Below are 14363 nucleotides of genomic sequence, written 5' to 3' on the forward strand. Positions count from 1 at the left end.
TATGTAAATTATTCATGACATCTCTTCAGCAACTCCAGCGAGGCCATTGCGCGTGAATCCATCCCGCCATTTTGCCTTGATTCCCGCTGCCGGCGTAGGCGCCCGGCTGGGCGCGGCGCTGCCGAAACAATACATGCCGCTGGCCGGCCAGCCGATGCTAAGCCATGTGCTGACGACATTTGCCGCCGCCGATGCGATTCATCACGTGTTCGTGGTGGTCAGCCCCGAGGACGGCTATATCGCCGACCTGATGGCGGCCTCGCCGCATTTGCAGGGACGGGTGACGGTGCTCTACAACGGCGGCGCCAGCCGCCATGACTCGGTGCTGAACGGCTTGCAAGCCATCAAGGAGCAGGTCGGCGAAGACGACTGGATGCTGGTGCACGACGCCGCCCGTCCCGGCCTGACCCAAGACTTGATTGCCCATCTGATCGCAAGCTTGAAAGATGACCGGGTCGGCGGCTTGCTGGCGCTGCCGGTGGTCGATACCCTCAAACGCGGCGACCAGAATGCGCGCGTGGCGCAAACGGTCGAGCGCAGCGGCTTGTGGGCCGCGCAAACGCCGCAGATGTTCCGCCACGGCTTGCTGACGCGCGCCCTGACGCTGGCGGAAGCGGTGACCGACGAGGCCGGCGCGATTGAGCTGCTGGGCCTGCAGCCACGCCTGGTCGAGGGTAGTCCGCGCAATTTCAAGGTGACGTTGCCGCACGACGTCGCCTTGGCAGAAATGTTTTTAAAGGAGCAGATATGAGCCAGCAGTTCCGCATCGGCCAGGGTTACGATTGCCATGCCTTGCAGGTGGGGCGCCCATTGATTATCGGCGGCGTCACGATTCCGCATAAAACCGGCCTGCTGGGCCATTCGGATGCCGACGTCCTGCTGCACGCGATTATCGACGCGCTGTTCGGCGCCGCTGCGCTGGGCGATATCGGCCGCCATTTCTCAGATACCGATGCGCAGTTTGCCGGCGCCGATTCGCGCAAGCTGCTGCGGGAAGCGGTGCGCCTGGTCGGGGAAGCTGGCTACGTAGTTGGCAATATCGATTCCACCATCATCGCCCAGGCGCCGAAAATGGCGCCGCATATCCCGCAGATGGCGGCGCATATTGCCGCGGATTGCGGCATCGCCGTCGGCCAGGTCAACGTCAAGGCCAAGACCAACGAGAAACTGGGCTACCTGGGGCGGGAAGAAGGCATCGCGGCGGAGGCCGTGGCCCTGTTGTTCGCACGGTAGGGTGCGTACACCTGCTCTTGCTATTGCCGTCGTAGCGTGGGCACTTGTGCCCACGCTGAACCGCAATAACCGAAGCACAGCTTCACACGACCCGCATCTGATGTGAAATCCCGCGTGGGCACGATTTGCCCACCCTACAGTCAGCTCAGCTGCAGTTCGATCTGGCTCGACAGGCCGCCGCCTTCGCGGTTGCTGACGCGCAGCTTGCCGCCATGCTGCTTGACGATGCGGCTGACGATCGCCAGTCCCAGGCCTGAGCCGTTGGCTTGTCCGCGGGCGACGTCGAGGCGGGTGAACGGCCGCAGCAAGCGGTCTATCTCGCCCTCGGGAATTCCCGGGCCGTGATCGGCCAGGGTCACGATCGCCCGGTCCTGGCGCGCCAGGACACTGATATCGATATCTACGCAGTCGTCGCCATCCTTCTTGCCATAACGGCGGGAATTTTCGATCACGTTGTTCAGCACGCGGCGCAGTTCGGTTTCGTTGCCGGAGACGTGGATATCCGGTGCGATCTGGGCTTGAATCCGGATGTCGGCCTGGCGTTCCGCGGTTTGCACCACATTCTCGATCAGTTCGCTCAGGTTGATCTTCTCGAAACTGCTGGTGTCGGTCGGCTTGGCGTAGTGCAGGAACTGGCCGATGATGCCGTCCATCTGCGCCAGATCGGATTGCATGCCGCTGCGGGCGTCGTCCGACAGGTTCGCCATTTCTACTTCCAGCAGCATGCGCGCCAGCGGCGTACGCAGGTCGTGCGAGATGCCGGCCAGGATGATGGCGCGGTCCGATTCGATGCGCTGCAGGTCGCTGACCATCTGGTTGAAGCTGCGGTTGGCCTCTTCGATTTCGGTCGGTCCGGTTTCCGGCAGGGGTTCCGGCTGCAAGCCCTTGGCCACCGCCCGCGTTGCTGCGGTGAGGCGCGACAGCGGCTGGTTGATCAGGGTGGAGATGAACATCGCCCCCAGCAGCGACAGTATCAGCGCGACGCTGGCCCATTGCAGCCATTGCACGCCGGAGCCGCGCTCGACCCGTTCGCGGTCCAGCACCAGCCAGTATTCATCGCCGTCGATCTTGAAGCTGACCCAGAAGCCGCCGATCTCGTTGACCTTGGAAGAAAAACGGGTCTGGTTGCCGAGCTTCGCCCGCACTTCCTTTTCCAGGTCCGGCATGATGGCATCGTCGACCGGCGGATCGATCTGGTCGGTGTCTTCCAGCGGATAGATGCGGATGCCCTCGTTGCTGGCGAGATCGAACAACAGCTCGCGCCGCAAATCGGGCGCGGAGTGGGTGAGGGCGGCGCGGGTGATGGTGACGATCGAGATGATCTGCGCCGCCAGCGCTTGCGCCCGCGGGCCGCGCTCGACGATGCGGAAGCTGGCGACCCAGGCCACCATGCTGACCGTGATCAGGAAGGCCAGCATGAAAAAGGTCCGCCACAGCAGGCCGCTTTTCAGCCAGGCCAGGCGGTTAGTGCCTACCATGCGGCCACGCGATGCAAGCTTCTTCGGAGAGCCATGCCGTGCAAACAGGCATCAACGCGGCTGGCCTTCCGGAATGAACACGTAGCCTAGTCCCCATACCGTTTGAATATAGAGCGGGCTGGCCGGATCCGGTTCGATCAGCTTGCGCAGGCGCGAGATTTGTACATCGAGACTGCGGTCGAAGACTTCATATTCGCGGCCGCGCGCCAGCTCCATCAGCTTTTCGCGCGACAGCGGTTGCCGCGCGTGCCGTGCAAACACCTTGAGCACGGAAAATTCGCCGGTGGTCAGGGGAATCGATTCGCCGTTCTTTTTCAGGGTGCGGGTGCCGAGATCCAGGATGAATTCGCCGAACTCGAAGGACTGCGGCGTTTCCGACGGCGCGCCCGGCAATTCGTCCGGACCCTTGCGGCGCAGTACGGCGCCGATGCGGGCCACCAGTTCGCGCGGGTTGAACGGCTTCGGCAGGTAATCGTCCGCTCCCATTTCCAGGCCGACGATACGGTCCACGTCCTCGCCCTTGGCGGTCAGCATGATGATCGGCGTCTGGTCGCCGGCGCCGCGCAGGCGGCGGCAGATGGCCAGGCCGTCTTCACCCGGCAGCATCAGGTCGAGCACCAGCAGGTCGTAGCGTTCGCGTATCCACAATTTGTTCATGGCCTGTGCGTTCTCGGCCGTGACCACCTGGAAGCCTTGCTCCGTCAGATAGCGTCGCAGCAGATCGCGCAAGCGGATGTCGTCGTCAACCACCAGAATTTTATGCTGGTGGGCCGTAGATGTTTGTGTTGGGGTGTTGATCGTATTCATGGTCATATGGTAACGTCAGAGTGCGCATCAAAAATACAGTTAGGACCCATGGATTACAAAGTGTTACAAACTTTACCAAATACGTCTTATGGCGATCAGGTGAGGAGCTTACACTTAATTCGTGACGATTAATCTTAACCGTTATCCTGAACACACAGCAAAGAAGTCCATATGATGATGAAGTTTCGGAAAATCAGTGTTTGTTTATTGTTGCTGTCGGCAATAATGAGCGCCTCTGCACGTTCCGACCGAGTACCTGAGGAACGTGGCGAACGCCGTATGCCGCCATCTCAGTATGAACCACGGCGCGGTCCTGCGCCAGATGAACAGTGGCAAGGACGCGAACGCAACGCCGAACAGAACGAAGGCAACGCGCGCAACCGCATGTCGCCGGATGAACGGCGCGCCTTGCGCCAGCAGATCGACCGGGCGGGCCGCGATATCTATCCCCAGCGGCGCTAATGCCGACAGGATGTACATGCGCTGCTTGCGCGACAAAAAACCGGTGATGAAGTCGCCGGTTTTTTTATTGGCGGCCGTTTTGCGCACAGCGTCGTTGCTGCGTTTGTTTGAAGTCGTTGCCGCGAATGCTCACAAACGATATGTTCCCATATGGAAACTATCTATGCAAGTAGTAGTCGTGGTTGAGGTACGACCGAGAAGCGGCATCAGGCTTCTGCTTATCTCCATTTTGCTTTTTTCCTCCTCGTGTTTTGCCGATGCGGTTTATCGAGGGATAGCCGACGATCACACTACTGCCGGCAAACACGGCCTCTATGAGATTCGTGAAGAGGCGAGAAAGTTTGTCGCGCGAGAGAACGGGGAAAACCTCAGCACGTGGGAAGTCCTTGATCCTAATTTGAAGATCGTGGTCCCCAGATGCGCGATTCCTCTCAAAACGAAATGGGCGCCAAAAGATCGAGGCTTGTCCAGCAAAAGCGTTTGGGTAATTTGTGAACGGACGGTAGACGAGCAGTACAAAAAATGGGATGTGTTTGTGCCGGTTGCTTTGCCTCGTCAGGCCGATGCGAAGTAGCAGCTCAAATTTGATTCGGTTTAGATTGTTCGATGTGATTGACCGCGATCGATCCAGGCGGCAGGCGTGGACTTGATCAAGTGCGTCATCGGAATTCGGCGGCCACAGGCTCGCATCAGGTGGTCTTGGTCTGTGCTGCTGAAATAATATGAATATTTTTGTGGCGAGATTTTGAGCGCTTGCCGATCAAGATCACGGGTGCTTGATTCTCAGGTGGGACAAATGCAGTGAGAGGGCAGCGACGATATGAATCGGGAGATGTAAACCAGAAAGGGGTTGCAAGATTTCTCTTGCAACCCCTCGAATTACTGGTGCGGCTGGCAGGAATCGAACCCACGACCCCTTGGTTCGTAGCCAAGTACTCTATCCAGCTGAGCTACAGCCGCGAAAAACAAAATTATATACGATCTTTGTTTATTTTGGAAGAGGAAAATATTTAAAAACTTCATATTTCGCTTCGCTTGCAGAGGTAAATCTCTTTTTCTGCTTGCGCACAACCAAGTCCGCTACTATGCCTGAACAATTGCAAAATGGGAAGCCTTTTTTGCATTTAATTGCCATTTTTTTCGAAAGCTTGCCTATGGGGGCAGGCAAATACGGAAATCTCCCCAATGCTATAATCAAACAATAATCATTATCATTTGCTTTGTAAGAATATAAGAAAGAAGGTTGATCACATGAAGGTAAAAGTCATTGCGGCAGTTGTGTTGTTATCTCTTGGCATTGCCGGCGCTGCGACAGCGGCTGAGTATCCGATCGGCAAGCAGCAAATCATGAACGGCCTTGAGATCGCCGCTGTTTACCTGCAACCGATCAAGATGGAACCGGAAGGCATGATGCGCAAGGCGGAACTGTCGGACATCCATGTCGAGGCGGATATCCGTGCAGTCAAAAACAATCCCAACGGCTTTGCCGAAGGCGACTGGATGCCGAACCTGGTCATCTCTTACGAATTCAGCAAAGCCGGTTCGACCCAGGTGGTCAAGGGCGACATGATGCCGATGGTGGCCAGCGACGGTCCGCACTACGGCGACAACGTCAAGCTGATGGGGCCGGGCAAGTACACCTTGAAGATGATCATCTCGCCGCCGTCGGCCAATGCCGGCGCGCACTTCGGCCGCCACGTGGATAAGGAAACCGGCGTCGGCGCCTGGTTCAAGCCGTTTGAAGTGGTGAATGAATTCACCTTCGCCGGCGTCGGTAAAAAAGGCGGATATTAATCTCTCATGAATTTTCGATCGGAGAGCATGACTATGGTGTCTGCCAAAGCGCGCGGCTTGTTTGGTATTTGTTTATTTTTTGCGGCGGCGGTTTCGATGGCCGCCGATTTGCCGACCTTCAAGCTGGAAATGAAAGATGGCGTCTTGAATCCGGCGCGGATCGAAGTGCCGGCCGGTAAAAAAATCAAAATCGAAATCATTAATGCCGGCAAGTCGGCGGCGGAATTTGAAAGCGTTCAGCTGCGCAAGGAAAAAGTGCTGGCGCCGGGCGCGGAATCGTTCGTGGTGATTGCGCCGCTGTCGCCGGGCGAGTACAAGTTCTTCGACGATTTTCATGCCACGGCGCAGGGCGTTATCGTCGCCAAATAAAAACCTCTATATATAGAGGCGGTGTTTGTTTGTATTGTAAATGTTTGCGGGGCGGCGCCGAGCGGCGCAGTTTCGATTGACTGGAGATTTTGAATGGGCCAGGTTTTATTCATTGTCTGGCGCGAAAGCGTCGAGGCTTTGCTGGTGGTGGGTATTTTGCATGCGTGGCTGAAGAACGGCGGCGCAGATGCGCGCCGCGGCTTGCCTTATCTGTGGGGCGGTGTCAGCGTTGGCGTGCTCGGCGCGATCGGCCTGGGCGCGGCATTGCTGGGTTTCAGCGAGCTGTTGTCGGGCGATGCCCAGGATTATTTTCAGATCGTGATGGTGATCCTGGCGGCGATCCTGATCGTGCAGATGGTGTTCTGGATGCGCAAGCATGGCCGTACGCTCAAGCGCGACATGGAAACCTCGCTCAGCGAAAACCTGCAAAAGGCCAGCTGGTGGGGCGTGTTTGCGCTGGCGGCGCTGGCGATTGCGCGCGAGGGTAGCGAAACCGTGATTTTCCTGTACGGCCTCGGCCTGGCGCAGCAAGGCGAAACCGCCGGCGCGATGATACTGGCGGCGGTGCTAGGCTTTGCGCTGGCCTTCCTGACTTTCTATCTGCTGCAGCTCGGTGGTAAAATTTTCTCTTGGCGCCGTTTCTTTCAAGTCACCGAAATCATCTTGTTGTTCCTGGCGGCAGGCTTGCTGTTGACGGGTATCGAACGCCTGATGTCGCTGGATATCATCCCGACGCTGATCGACCCGGTCTGGGACAGCTCCCGCCTGCTCGACGATACGACCACATTCGGCAACCTAGTCTCCACGCTGACCGGCTATCGCGCGCAGCCTGCGCTGATGAGCCTGCTGGTGTACGCGGCTTATTGGGTGGCTGTGCTGTTGTTCCTGAAGCGCGCCCGGCCCAAAGCAATTCCAGCGAATCGCGCGAATCCAGCGAAATGATCTGATGACTACTTGTGCAATTCCCCAGGCAACACGACTCTCCCGCACGGCTGACTGGATGCGGGACCACGCGAAGCTGATTCGCTGGGTGCAGTGGGGGATTGTGCTGCTCTACGGCTTCCTGATCCTGGTGCCGATCTTCCTGCCGTTGCCGGACGAGACCGCGCACATCTGGTCGAACCTGACCCTGATCGCGCAGTTTGCCTTCTGGGGCGTCTGGTGGCCGTTCGTGCTGATCAGCATGGTGCTGATGGGACGGGTCTGGTGCGGCGTGCTGTGCCCGGAAGGAGCGCTGACCGAGTTCGCCAGCCGCCACGGCCTCGGCAAGGCGATTCCGCACTGGATGCGCTGGGGCGGCTGGCCGTTCGTCGCCTTTGCCCTGACCACGGTGTACGGCCAGATGGTCAGCGTCTATCAGTATCCCAAGGCGGTGCTGCTGGTGCTGGGCGGCTCCACTGCCGGCGCCATCATCGTCGGTTATCTGTATGGCCGCGACAAGCGCGTCTGGTGTAAATACCTGTGCCCGGTGAACGGCGTGTTCGGCTTGCTGGCCAAGCTGGCGCCTTTCCATTACAAGGTCAATGAAACCGCCTGGCGCGCGTCTTACGGCACCCACAGCCATACCCAGGGGCGCACCGTGATCCCGGTCAATTGTGCGCCGCTAGTGCCCTTGCGGGCCATGAAGGGCGCCGCCGACTGCCATATGTGCGGCCGCTGCAGCGGCCATCGCGATGCCATCGAGCTGACCTGGCGCGCGCCGACCGAAGAAATCGTGCGCCACGGCGAGCAGCAGAACAGCTTGTGGGAAAGCGCGCTGGCGCTGTACGGCCTGATGGGCATCGCCATCGGCGCCTTCCATTGGTCGGCCAGTCCCTGGTTCGTGCAGGTCAAGCAGGTCATTGCCACCTGGCTGATCGACCGCGACATCATGTGGCCTTTCGATACCCATGCGCCATGGTGGGTGTTCACCAATTATCCGGCGCAGAACGATGTCTTCAGCTGGCTCGACGGCGGCCTGGTGATTGCCTACATCCTGACTACCGGCCTGGTGCTTGGCACTGCGCTGAGCTTGCTGTTCGCCCTCAGCAGCCGCGTGCTCGGCAGCTGGGACCGCAAGCGTTTCAACCATCTGGTGCAAGCCACCATCCCGCTGGCCGGCTGCGGCGTGTTTGTCGGCTTGTCAGCCACCACCATCAGTTTGCTGCGCGGCGAGCATCTGCCGGTATTCTGGGCCAATGACTTGCGCGCCATCCTGCTGATCGCCACCACCTTGTGGAGCGTCTGGCTGGCGTGGCGCGTTACTGGTCGCTATACGGCGTCTTTCGGACGCCGGCTGGCGAGCATGGCGCCGGTCATCGCCGGCCTGGCGCTGGTCAATTTCGCCTGGCTGCTGATGTTCTGGCTGTGGTAAATCCCCATCGTTGCTGTGCCTAAAGCGGAAATCCTCCGCTGCTTGCCGCGGTTAATGCGTAAAATGGGCTTGTTATCCCGTCCATATTTTCTGTGCCGCCTTCCATCCATGAAACGTGGCCGCGGGCGGGAAGCCTCTTTTCAACTTTAGCTGACCTTTTTATCATGGCTCGCCCCCGCTTCCTGCCCGACAACTTCACGTTGTTGCTGGTGACTACCGTTCTCATTGCCAGTCTTCTTCCCGCCCGCGGCCAGGTCGCGCAGTCTTTCAACCTGATTACCACGCTGGCCATCGGCCTGCTGTTTTTCCTGCATGGCGCCAAGCTGTCGCGCGAGGCTGTGGTGCAGGGCGCGCTGCACTGGCGCTTGCACCTGACGGTGCTGCTGGCCACTTTCGTGTTGTTCCCGCTGCTCGGCCTGGTGCTGAAACCGGCCTTGCTGCCGCTGGTCACGCCCGACCTGTATCTGGGCATCCTGTTTTTATGCACCTTGCCGTCCACCGTGCAATCGTCGATTGCCTTTACTTCGGTGGCGCGCGGCAATGTGCCGGCGGCGGTCTGCAGCGCTTCGGCTTCCAACCTGCTGGGGATTTTCCTGACGCCGGTGCTGGTCGGACTGGTGGTGGTGGCGCACGGCCAGGGCAAGGGCTCTTTCGATTCCATCATGAACATCGTGCTGCAGCTGCTGGTGCCGTTTGTCGCCGGCCAGATTGCGCGGCGCTGGATCAGCGGCTGGATCGAAAAGCACAAGATCATCTTGAAGATCGTCGACCAGGGTTCGATCCTGCTGGTGGTGTACACCGCCTTCAGCGAAGCGGTGGTGCAGGGCTTGTGGCAGCAGTTGCCGCCGGTGTCCCTGGTGGGCCTGATCGTGGTGGTGTCGCTGCTGCTGTTCGCGATGCTCAGCATTGCTACCTTCGCCAGCCGCCGCATGGGCTTCAGCAAGGAAGACGAGATCACCATCGTCTTCTGCGGCTCGAAGAAAAGCCTGGCCAGCGGCGTGCCGATGGCCAAGGTTCTGTTTGCCGGCCATACCGTGGGCATGATCGTGTTGCCGCTGATGCTGTTTCACCAGATTCAGCTGATGGTGTGCGCGGTGCTGGCCAGGCGCTATGCCGCGCGTCCGGTCGAGATCGTGGCCGGCGGCGGTCCGGCGCCGGTGTGGTCGGACGTCAGTCCGGAGGATTGATTGCCGGTCCGGGGCGGCTGAGCTTCAGCCAACCCGGCGGCCTGCAGGCTTAGGGAGCGGGGTTAGGCTGGCGCGAATGAATCGCTTCGATCTCGCGCAAAATCTCCTCATCCAGCGTGAGATTCACGCTATCCAGATTGCTTTGCAGCTGCTCCATGGTGGTGGCGCCGATGATGTTGCTGGTCAGGAAGCCGCGGCTGTTGACGAAGGCCAGCGCCATTTGCGCCGGATCCAGGTTGTGCTTTTTCGCCAGCGTCACATAGTCGCCGATGATGCGGCTGACTTGCGGATTGGTATAGCGGCTGAAGCGCTCGAACAAGGTCAGGCGGCCGCCGGCAGGACGCGCGCCGTCCAGGTATTTCCCGGAGAGGACGCCGAAGGCAAGCGGCGAGTAAGCCAGCAGGCCGACCTGTTCACGGTAGGCAAATTCCGAATGGCCGATTTCGAAAGTACGGTTCAGCAGGCTGTACGGGTTCTGGATGCTGACCACGCGCGGCAGGTCGTATTTTTCCGCGGCCCGCAGGAACTGCGCGATGCCCCAAGGCGTTTCATTGGATATGCCGATATGGCGTACCTTGCCGGCCTTGATGAAATCGGCCAGGATGGTCAGCGTTTCTTCGATCGGCACCGTTTCTTCATCGGCAATGTGGTTGTAGTTCAGCGTGCCGAAGCAGTTGACGCTGCGGTCCGGCCAGTGCAGCTGGTAGAGGTCGACATAGTCCGTCTGCAAGCGTTCCAGGCTGCCGTTGAGGGCTTCGGTCAGGCCCTTGCGGTCGAAATTGTTGATGCCGCCGCGTACGTGGCGCGGATTGTGCGGCTTGCGCGCCGGCCCGGTGGCCTTGGTGGCGATCATCACCTGGTCGCGCTTGCCGGATTTTTTCAGCCAGCTGCCGAGGTAGCGTTCGGTCAAGCCCTGGGTCTCGGCGCGCGGCGGCACGGGATACATTTCCGCGGTGTCGATCAGGTTGACGCCGTGCGCCAGCGCCAGCTCGATCTGCGCATGCGCTTCGGCCTCGCTGTTTTGTTCGCCCCAAGTCATGGTGCCCAGTGTGATCAGGCTGACTTTCAGATTGCTGTGTCCCAGTTCACGATATTGCATTGATGCTTCCTTTGCTGCGGGCCGGATAAGAATTGAATGATTGGCGCAAATACAGGGCGGTCGGCGTCTGCCGTGCCCGTGGCGGTGCGGACCGACAATCGCGTCGCGCGCCATACTCTAAAAAGAGGATAGAGAGTATAGCCGCAAGCGCGTTTCGCTGCAGGCCGCGGCCCGCCAGCCTTAGCCGGCCTTGGCCGTGCCGGCGGGCGGTGCCTCGGACCTGGCGCCTGCCTGCGCATGCGGATCGGCCAGCCGGTCAAGCTTGAACAAGGTGGGAAACAGCCGTATCCACAACAGCACCACGACGATGGTGCCGACGCCACCCAGCACTACTGCGTGCACCGGTCCCAGCCAGGCCGCGGTCACGCCGGATTCGAATTCGCCCAGCTGGTTGGAAGTGCCGATGAATACCGAATTGACGGCGCTGACGCGGCCGCGCATATGGTCGGGCGTTTCCAGCTGCACGAAGGACGAACGCACCACCACGCTGATCATGTCGGAAGCGCCGAGCACCACCAGTGCCGCCAGCGACAAGGCAAAGGAACGCGACAGCGCAAACACTACAGTCGCCAGGCCGAAGATAGCGACCGCGGTAAACATGCTGCGGCCGACCTTCCTGCTCAAGGGCCGGCGCGCCAGGAAAATGGCCATGGACAAAGCGCCGACCGCCGGCGCCGAGCGCAGCAGGCCGAGGCCGAGCGGGCCGGTGGCCAGGATGTCGTGCGCATAGATCGGCAGCAGGGCGGTGGCGCCGCCCAGCAGGACCGCGAACAAGTCCAGTGAGATAGCCCCCAGAATGGCCGGCCGGCTCTTGATGAAGGCGATCCCCGCCAGCACCGATTTGACGGTGGCGGGTTCGCGCCGCGGTAACACGCTTTCGATGCGGATCAGCGCTACCAGCAGGCTGGCCGCCAGGAACAGCGTGCTGCTGCTGGCGTACACCGCGCTTGGTCCCAAGACATAGATAAAGCCGCCCAGCGCCGGGCCGATGATCACCGCGGTTTGCGTGGCCGAGGCCGACCAGGCGATCGCGCGCGGCAGCAGGCGCGGCGGCACCAGTCCCGGCACCAGCGCCTGCAAGGTCGGCGATTCAAAGGCGCGGGTAGCGCCGATCACGAACACGATGGCAAAGATGACTTCCTTGGTCAGCCAGCCATGGTAGCTGCCGATGGCCAGCGCGGCGGCGGCCAGGCCTTCGATGAACAGGCAGATGCGGGCGATCTTGCGGCGGTCGTAGCGGTCGGCGACATGGCCGACCACCAGCGCCAGCACCAGGGCCGGCAGAAACTGCACCAGGCCGACCATGCCGAGGTCGAAAGCGCTGTGGGTAAGCTGGTACACCTGCCAGCCGACGGCGACAATCTGCATCTGGTTGGCGAGGGTGGAGGCAACGCGCGCACCCCAGAACAGGGTAAAGGGGCGATGGCGCAGGACGGATTCGGTTTCGGGGTCAGGGGGCGTGGGAGCGGGGGTGGTCATTATGCGATGGCAAGGTGGGGCAGCTAAGCGGGGTAATCAAAGCGAGGCAAGGCCATAGGATATGCCGATCCCGAAAAAAAAGCCGCTAACTTCAGCGGCTTTTTTGTAGCGTGTGGCTATTCCGGACGGAATTGATAGGCAAAAGTAAATTCATCCGTGCGCGGGGTGTATTTCAAGCCTTTGCGCAGGGCCCAGGTGGCGTACTGATGATAGAGCGGGATCGCAGCGTAATCGTTGAGCGCGACCACGGCGCCCTGGCGGGCAAAATCCTGGCGCTGCTTCTGGTCGACGGAAGCGAGCGAGGATTGCACCAGCTGGTCGAGTTTCGGATTGCTGTACTTGCCCCAGTTCCAGGAGCCCCAGCCGGTGTCGGGATTGGTGGTGCCGAGCAGGGTGCGCAGGCCGAAGTCTCCCGCCAGCGTGCCCCAGCCGAGCAGCGCAGCGCTATAGTCGCCGGCGCGCGCCTTGCCGAAGTAGACCGCCAGCGGCAGCGTTTCAACCTTGGCCTGGATGCCGACCCGGTTGAGGAATTGCGCCACCGTCTGAACCACGCGTTCATCATTGATGTAGCGGTTGTTCGGACCATGCAGCGTGATGCCGAAGCCGTTCGGATAGCCAGCCGCCGCCAGCAGTTTCTTGGCGCCTTCCGGATCGTATTTTTCTACTTTCAGCGTATCGGCATAACCCAGGATGCCGGGCGCGACGATGTTCGATGCTGATACCGCCAGTCCTTCCAGGGTACGGTCAACCAGCGCCTGGCGGTTGATGGCCTTGGAAATCGCCTGGCGTACGCGCAGGTCTTTCAAAGGATTCTTGTCCAGCGGTTTGCCATCCTTGTCGGTGATGTCGGGCGATTTGTCGCGCGACTGGTCGAGCGTCCAGAAAATCGTGCGCCAGGAAATCTTTTGCGCCAGCGTGAATTTCGGATTGCTCTTCAGCTTGGGCAGGTCGGCCGGCGGCACGTTTTCGATAGCGTCGACTTCGCCCGCCAGCAGCGCTGCCAGGCGGGCGCCGTCAGAGGTAAGGATGCGGAAGGTGACTTTATCCCAGGCCGGTTTCTCGCCCCAGTAGGCATCGTTGCGCACCAGCTCGATGCGGTCGCCGCGCTTGAAGCTGGAAAACTTGAAGGGGCCGGTGCCGACCAGCGCCTTGCCGCTGTTGAAATCGTCGGTGCTGGCGTTTTGCGCAGCTTTCTTGGAAACGATGAAAATCGTGCTGACATCCAGCGCTAGCGGGCCGTAAGGTGTGGCGGTTTTCAGGCGCACTGTATACGGGTCGACCACCTGCTTGCTGACAATCTGCTTGGTGTAGCTGGTGAACGGGCCGGGGCTGGTGGTCAGGGTGGCGGGGCGGTCCAGCGAAAACACCACATCTTCCGCGGTCAGATCGGAACCGTCGCTGAACTTGACGCCATGCCGCAGCTTGAACTCCCAGGTCAGCGGATCGATGGCTTTCCAGGAGGTCGCCAGGCCAGGAATCAGCTGGCCGTTGGCATCCACATTCACCAAGGCATCGAACAGATGCGAGGAAAGCGAGATATTTGGCGCTATATTGTTGAAATGCGGATCCAGGGTGGAGACATCGGCATATAATCCGATCTTCAGATCTGCGGCGTAGCTGGCTGCGGGGCTCAAAGAGGCCAGGGTGCTCAGGCCGGCGAAAGCCAGGACAAGTACTTTCTTTCTGGAAAGCTGAAACATGCGATCTCCCAATCGGTATGAAGTAAGGCCGGTAATTTAAGGCGGGGGCAAGAAGTAACTGCGGCTGCGCCTATTCTATGGCTGTGCATATAATTATCAAAACACAATAATTTCTTTTTGTTATGTGTTTTAGTTATATAAGCCTGCCTCTGGAAACAGGGCGCAGGACGTTGCGGAAGGCAGTCGAAAAGACAAGTCTTTCTCCCAACCCAACTTTTATTTACTCAGCCGGTGCTTTTAATAAAATTATCGGTTATAATGAGACATCGTTTAAGATTCGAGCTAGTAGTGCAGTATTAGTCTGTCATTTCTTTCTTGCTTCAAACGATCTAACGGGCGACAGCCCAACTTAACTGAAATAGGAAATGTAATGGCAACTGGTATCGTAAAGTGGTTCAATGA

14 protein-coding genes and 1 tRNA gene are annotated in these 14363 nt (G+C 59.7%); 9 read left to right on the forward strand and 6 right to left on the reverse strand.

What is annotated here, in order from left to right:
* Window positions 1-52: 52 nt before the first annotated feature.
* Complete coding sequence (gene ispD / locus VNZ65_RS10965) at window positions 53-751, forward strand: 2-C-methyl-D-erythritol 4-phosphate cytidylyltransferase (protein WP_325668860.1); 699 nt, start codon at window positions 53-55, stop codon at window positions 749-751.
* Complete coding sequence (gene ispF / locus VNZ65_RS10970) at window positions 748-1233, forward strand: 2-C-methyl-D-erythritol 2,4-cyclodiphosphate synthase (RefSeq protein WP_325668862.1); 486 nt, start codon at window positions 748-750, stop codon at window positions 1231-1233. The genes ispD and ispF overlap by 4 nt, the downstream gene beginning before the upstream one ends.
* Before the next feature lie 140 nt (window positions 1234-1373).
* Here the strand turns inward: ispF and VNZ65_RS10975 are convergent, their stop codons facing one another.
* Window positions 1374-2711 carry a sensor histidine kinase gene (locus tag VNZ65_RS10975; protein ID WP_325668864.1) on the reverse strand — a complete coding sequence of 446 codons (1338 nt, stop codon included), beginning with the start codon at window positions 2709-2711 and terminating at the stop codon, window positions 1374-1376.
* Window positions 2712-2762: 51 nt separating this feature from the next.
* Window positions 2763-3518 carry a two-component system response regulator OmpR gene (ompR, locus tag VNZ65_RS10980; protein ID WP_061946107.1) on the reverse strand — a complete coding sequence of 252 codons (756 nt, stop codon included), beginning with the start codon at window positions 3516-3518 and terminating at the stop codon, window positions 2763-2765.
* 279 nt (window positions 3519-3797) lie between these two features.
* On the opposite strand from ompR, the gene VNZ65_RS10985 reads away from it, so the two are divergent.
* Together VNZ65_RS10985 and VNZ65_RS10990 are read left to right on the forward strand one after the other, a co-directional pair.
* A complete protein-coding gene (locus tag VNZ65_RS10985) occupies window positions 3798-3980 on the forward strand; it encodes a hypothetical protein (RefSeq protein ID WP_325668867.1) in 183 nt (60 codons plus the stop codon).
* A 25-nt stretch (window positions 3981-4005) separates the two neighbouring features.
* On the forward strand, window positions 4006-4554 hold the full coding sequence (locus VNZ65_RS10990) for a hypothetical protein (protein ID WP_325668869.1): 549 nt from the start codon (window positions 4006-4008) through the stop codon (window positions 4552-4554).
* 309 nt (window positions 4555-4863) lie between these two features.
* Here the strand turns inward: VNZ65_RS10990 and VNZ65_RS10995 are convergent.
* Window positions 4864-4940 (reverse strand) — tRNA-Arg (locus VNZ65_RS10995).
* Between the two features lie 291 nt (window positions 4941-5231).
* Here VNZ65_RS10995 and VNZ65_RS11000 point away from each other — a divergent pair.
* From VNZ65_RS11000 to VNZ65_RS11020, 5 genes are all read left to right on the forward strand, one after another.
* Window positions 5232-5774, forward strand: a complete 543-nt coding sequence (locus tag VNZ65_RS11000; protein WP_325668871.1) for an iron transporter — start codon at window positions 5232-5234, stop codon at window positions 5772-5774.
* Window positions 5775-5807: 33 nt separating this feature from the next.
* Window positions 5808-6143 (forward strand): cupredoxin domain-containing protein, encoded by a 336-nt coding sequence (locus VNZ65_RS11005; protein ID WP_325668883.1) that lies wholly within the window; start codon window positions 5808-5810, stop codon window positions 6141-6143.
* A gap of 93 nt (window positions 6144-6236) precedes the next feature.
* The gene (locus tag VNZ65_RS11010; RefSeq protein ID WP_325668873.1) at window positions 6237-7085 is read left to right on the forward strand and encodes an FTR1 family iron permease; all 849 of its coding nucleotides are present in this window, start codon (window positions 6237-6239) and stop codon (window positions 7083-7085) included.
* A 58-nt stretch (window positions 7086-7143) separates the two neighbouring features.
* A complete protein-coding gene (locus VNZ65_RS11015) occupies window positions 7144-8496 on the forward strand; it encodes a 4Fe-4S binding protein (protein WP_325668885.1) in 1353 nt (450 codons plus the stop codon).
* Window positions 8497-8660: 164 nt separating this feature from the next.
* The gene (locus VNZ65_RS11020; protein WP_325668875.1) at window positions 8661-9683 is read left to right on the forward strand and encodes a bile acid:sodium symporter family protein; all 1023 of its coding nucleotides are present in this window, start codon (window positions 8661-8663) and stop codon (window positions 9681-9683) included.
* A gap of 49 nt (window positions 9684-9732) precedes the next feature.
* Here the strand turns inward: VNZ65_RS11020 and VNZ65_RS11025 are convergent, their stop codons facing one another.
* The 3 genes from VNZ65_RS11025 to VNZ65_RS11035 form a co-directional block, all read right to left on the reverse strand.
* Window positions 9733-10782 carry an NADP(H)-dependent aldo-keto reductase gene (locus VNZ65_RS11025; RefSeq protein ID WP_325668877.1) on the reverse strand — a complete coding sequence of 350 codons (1050 nt, stop codon included), beginning with the start codon at window positions 10780-10782 and terminating at the stop codon, window positions 9733-9735.
* A 180-nt stretch (window positions 10783-10962) separates the two neighbouring features.
* Window positions 10963-12261, reverse strand: coding sequence for an MFS transporter (locus VNZ65_RS11030; RefSeq protein WP_325668879.1), 1299 nt, complete (start codon window positions 12259-12261; stop codon window positions 10963-10965).
* Between the two features lie 116 nt (window positions 12262-12377).
* Window positions 12378-13961 carry an ABC transporter substrate-binding protein gene (locus VNZ65_RS11035; protein ID WP_325668881.1) on the reverse strand — a complete coding sequence of 528 codons (1584 nt, stop codon included), beginning with the start codon at window positions 13959-13961 and terminating at the stop codon, window positions 12378-12380.
* Between the last annotated feature and the right edge of the window lie 402 nt (window positions 13962-14363).

Source organism: Collimonas sp. (assembly GCF_035566555.1).
GTDB lineage: Bacteria > Pseudomonadota > Gammaproteobacteria > Burkholderiales > Burkholderiaceae_D > Collimonas.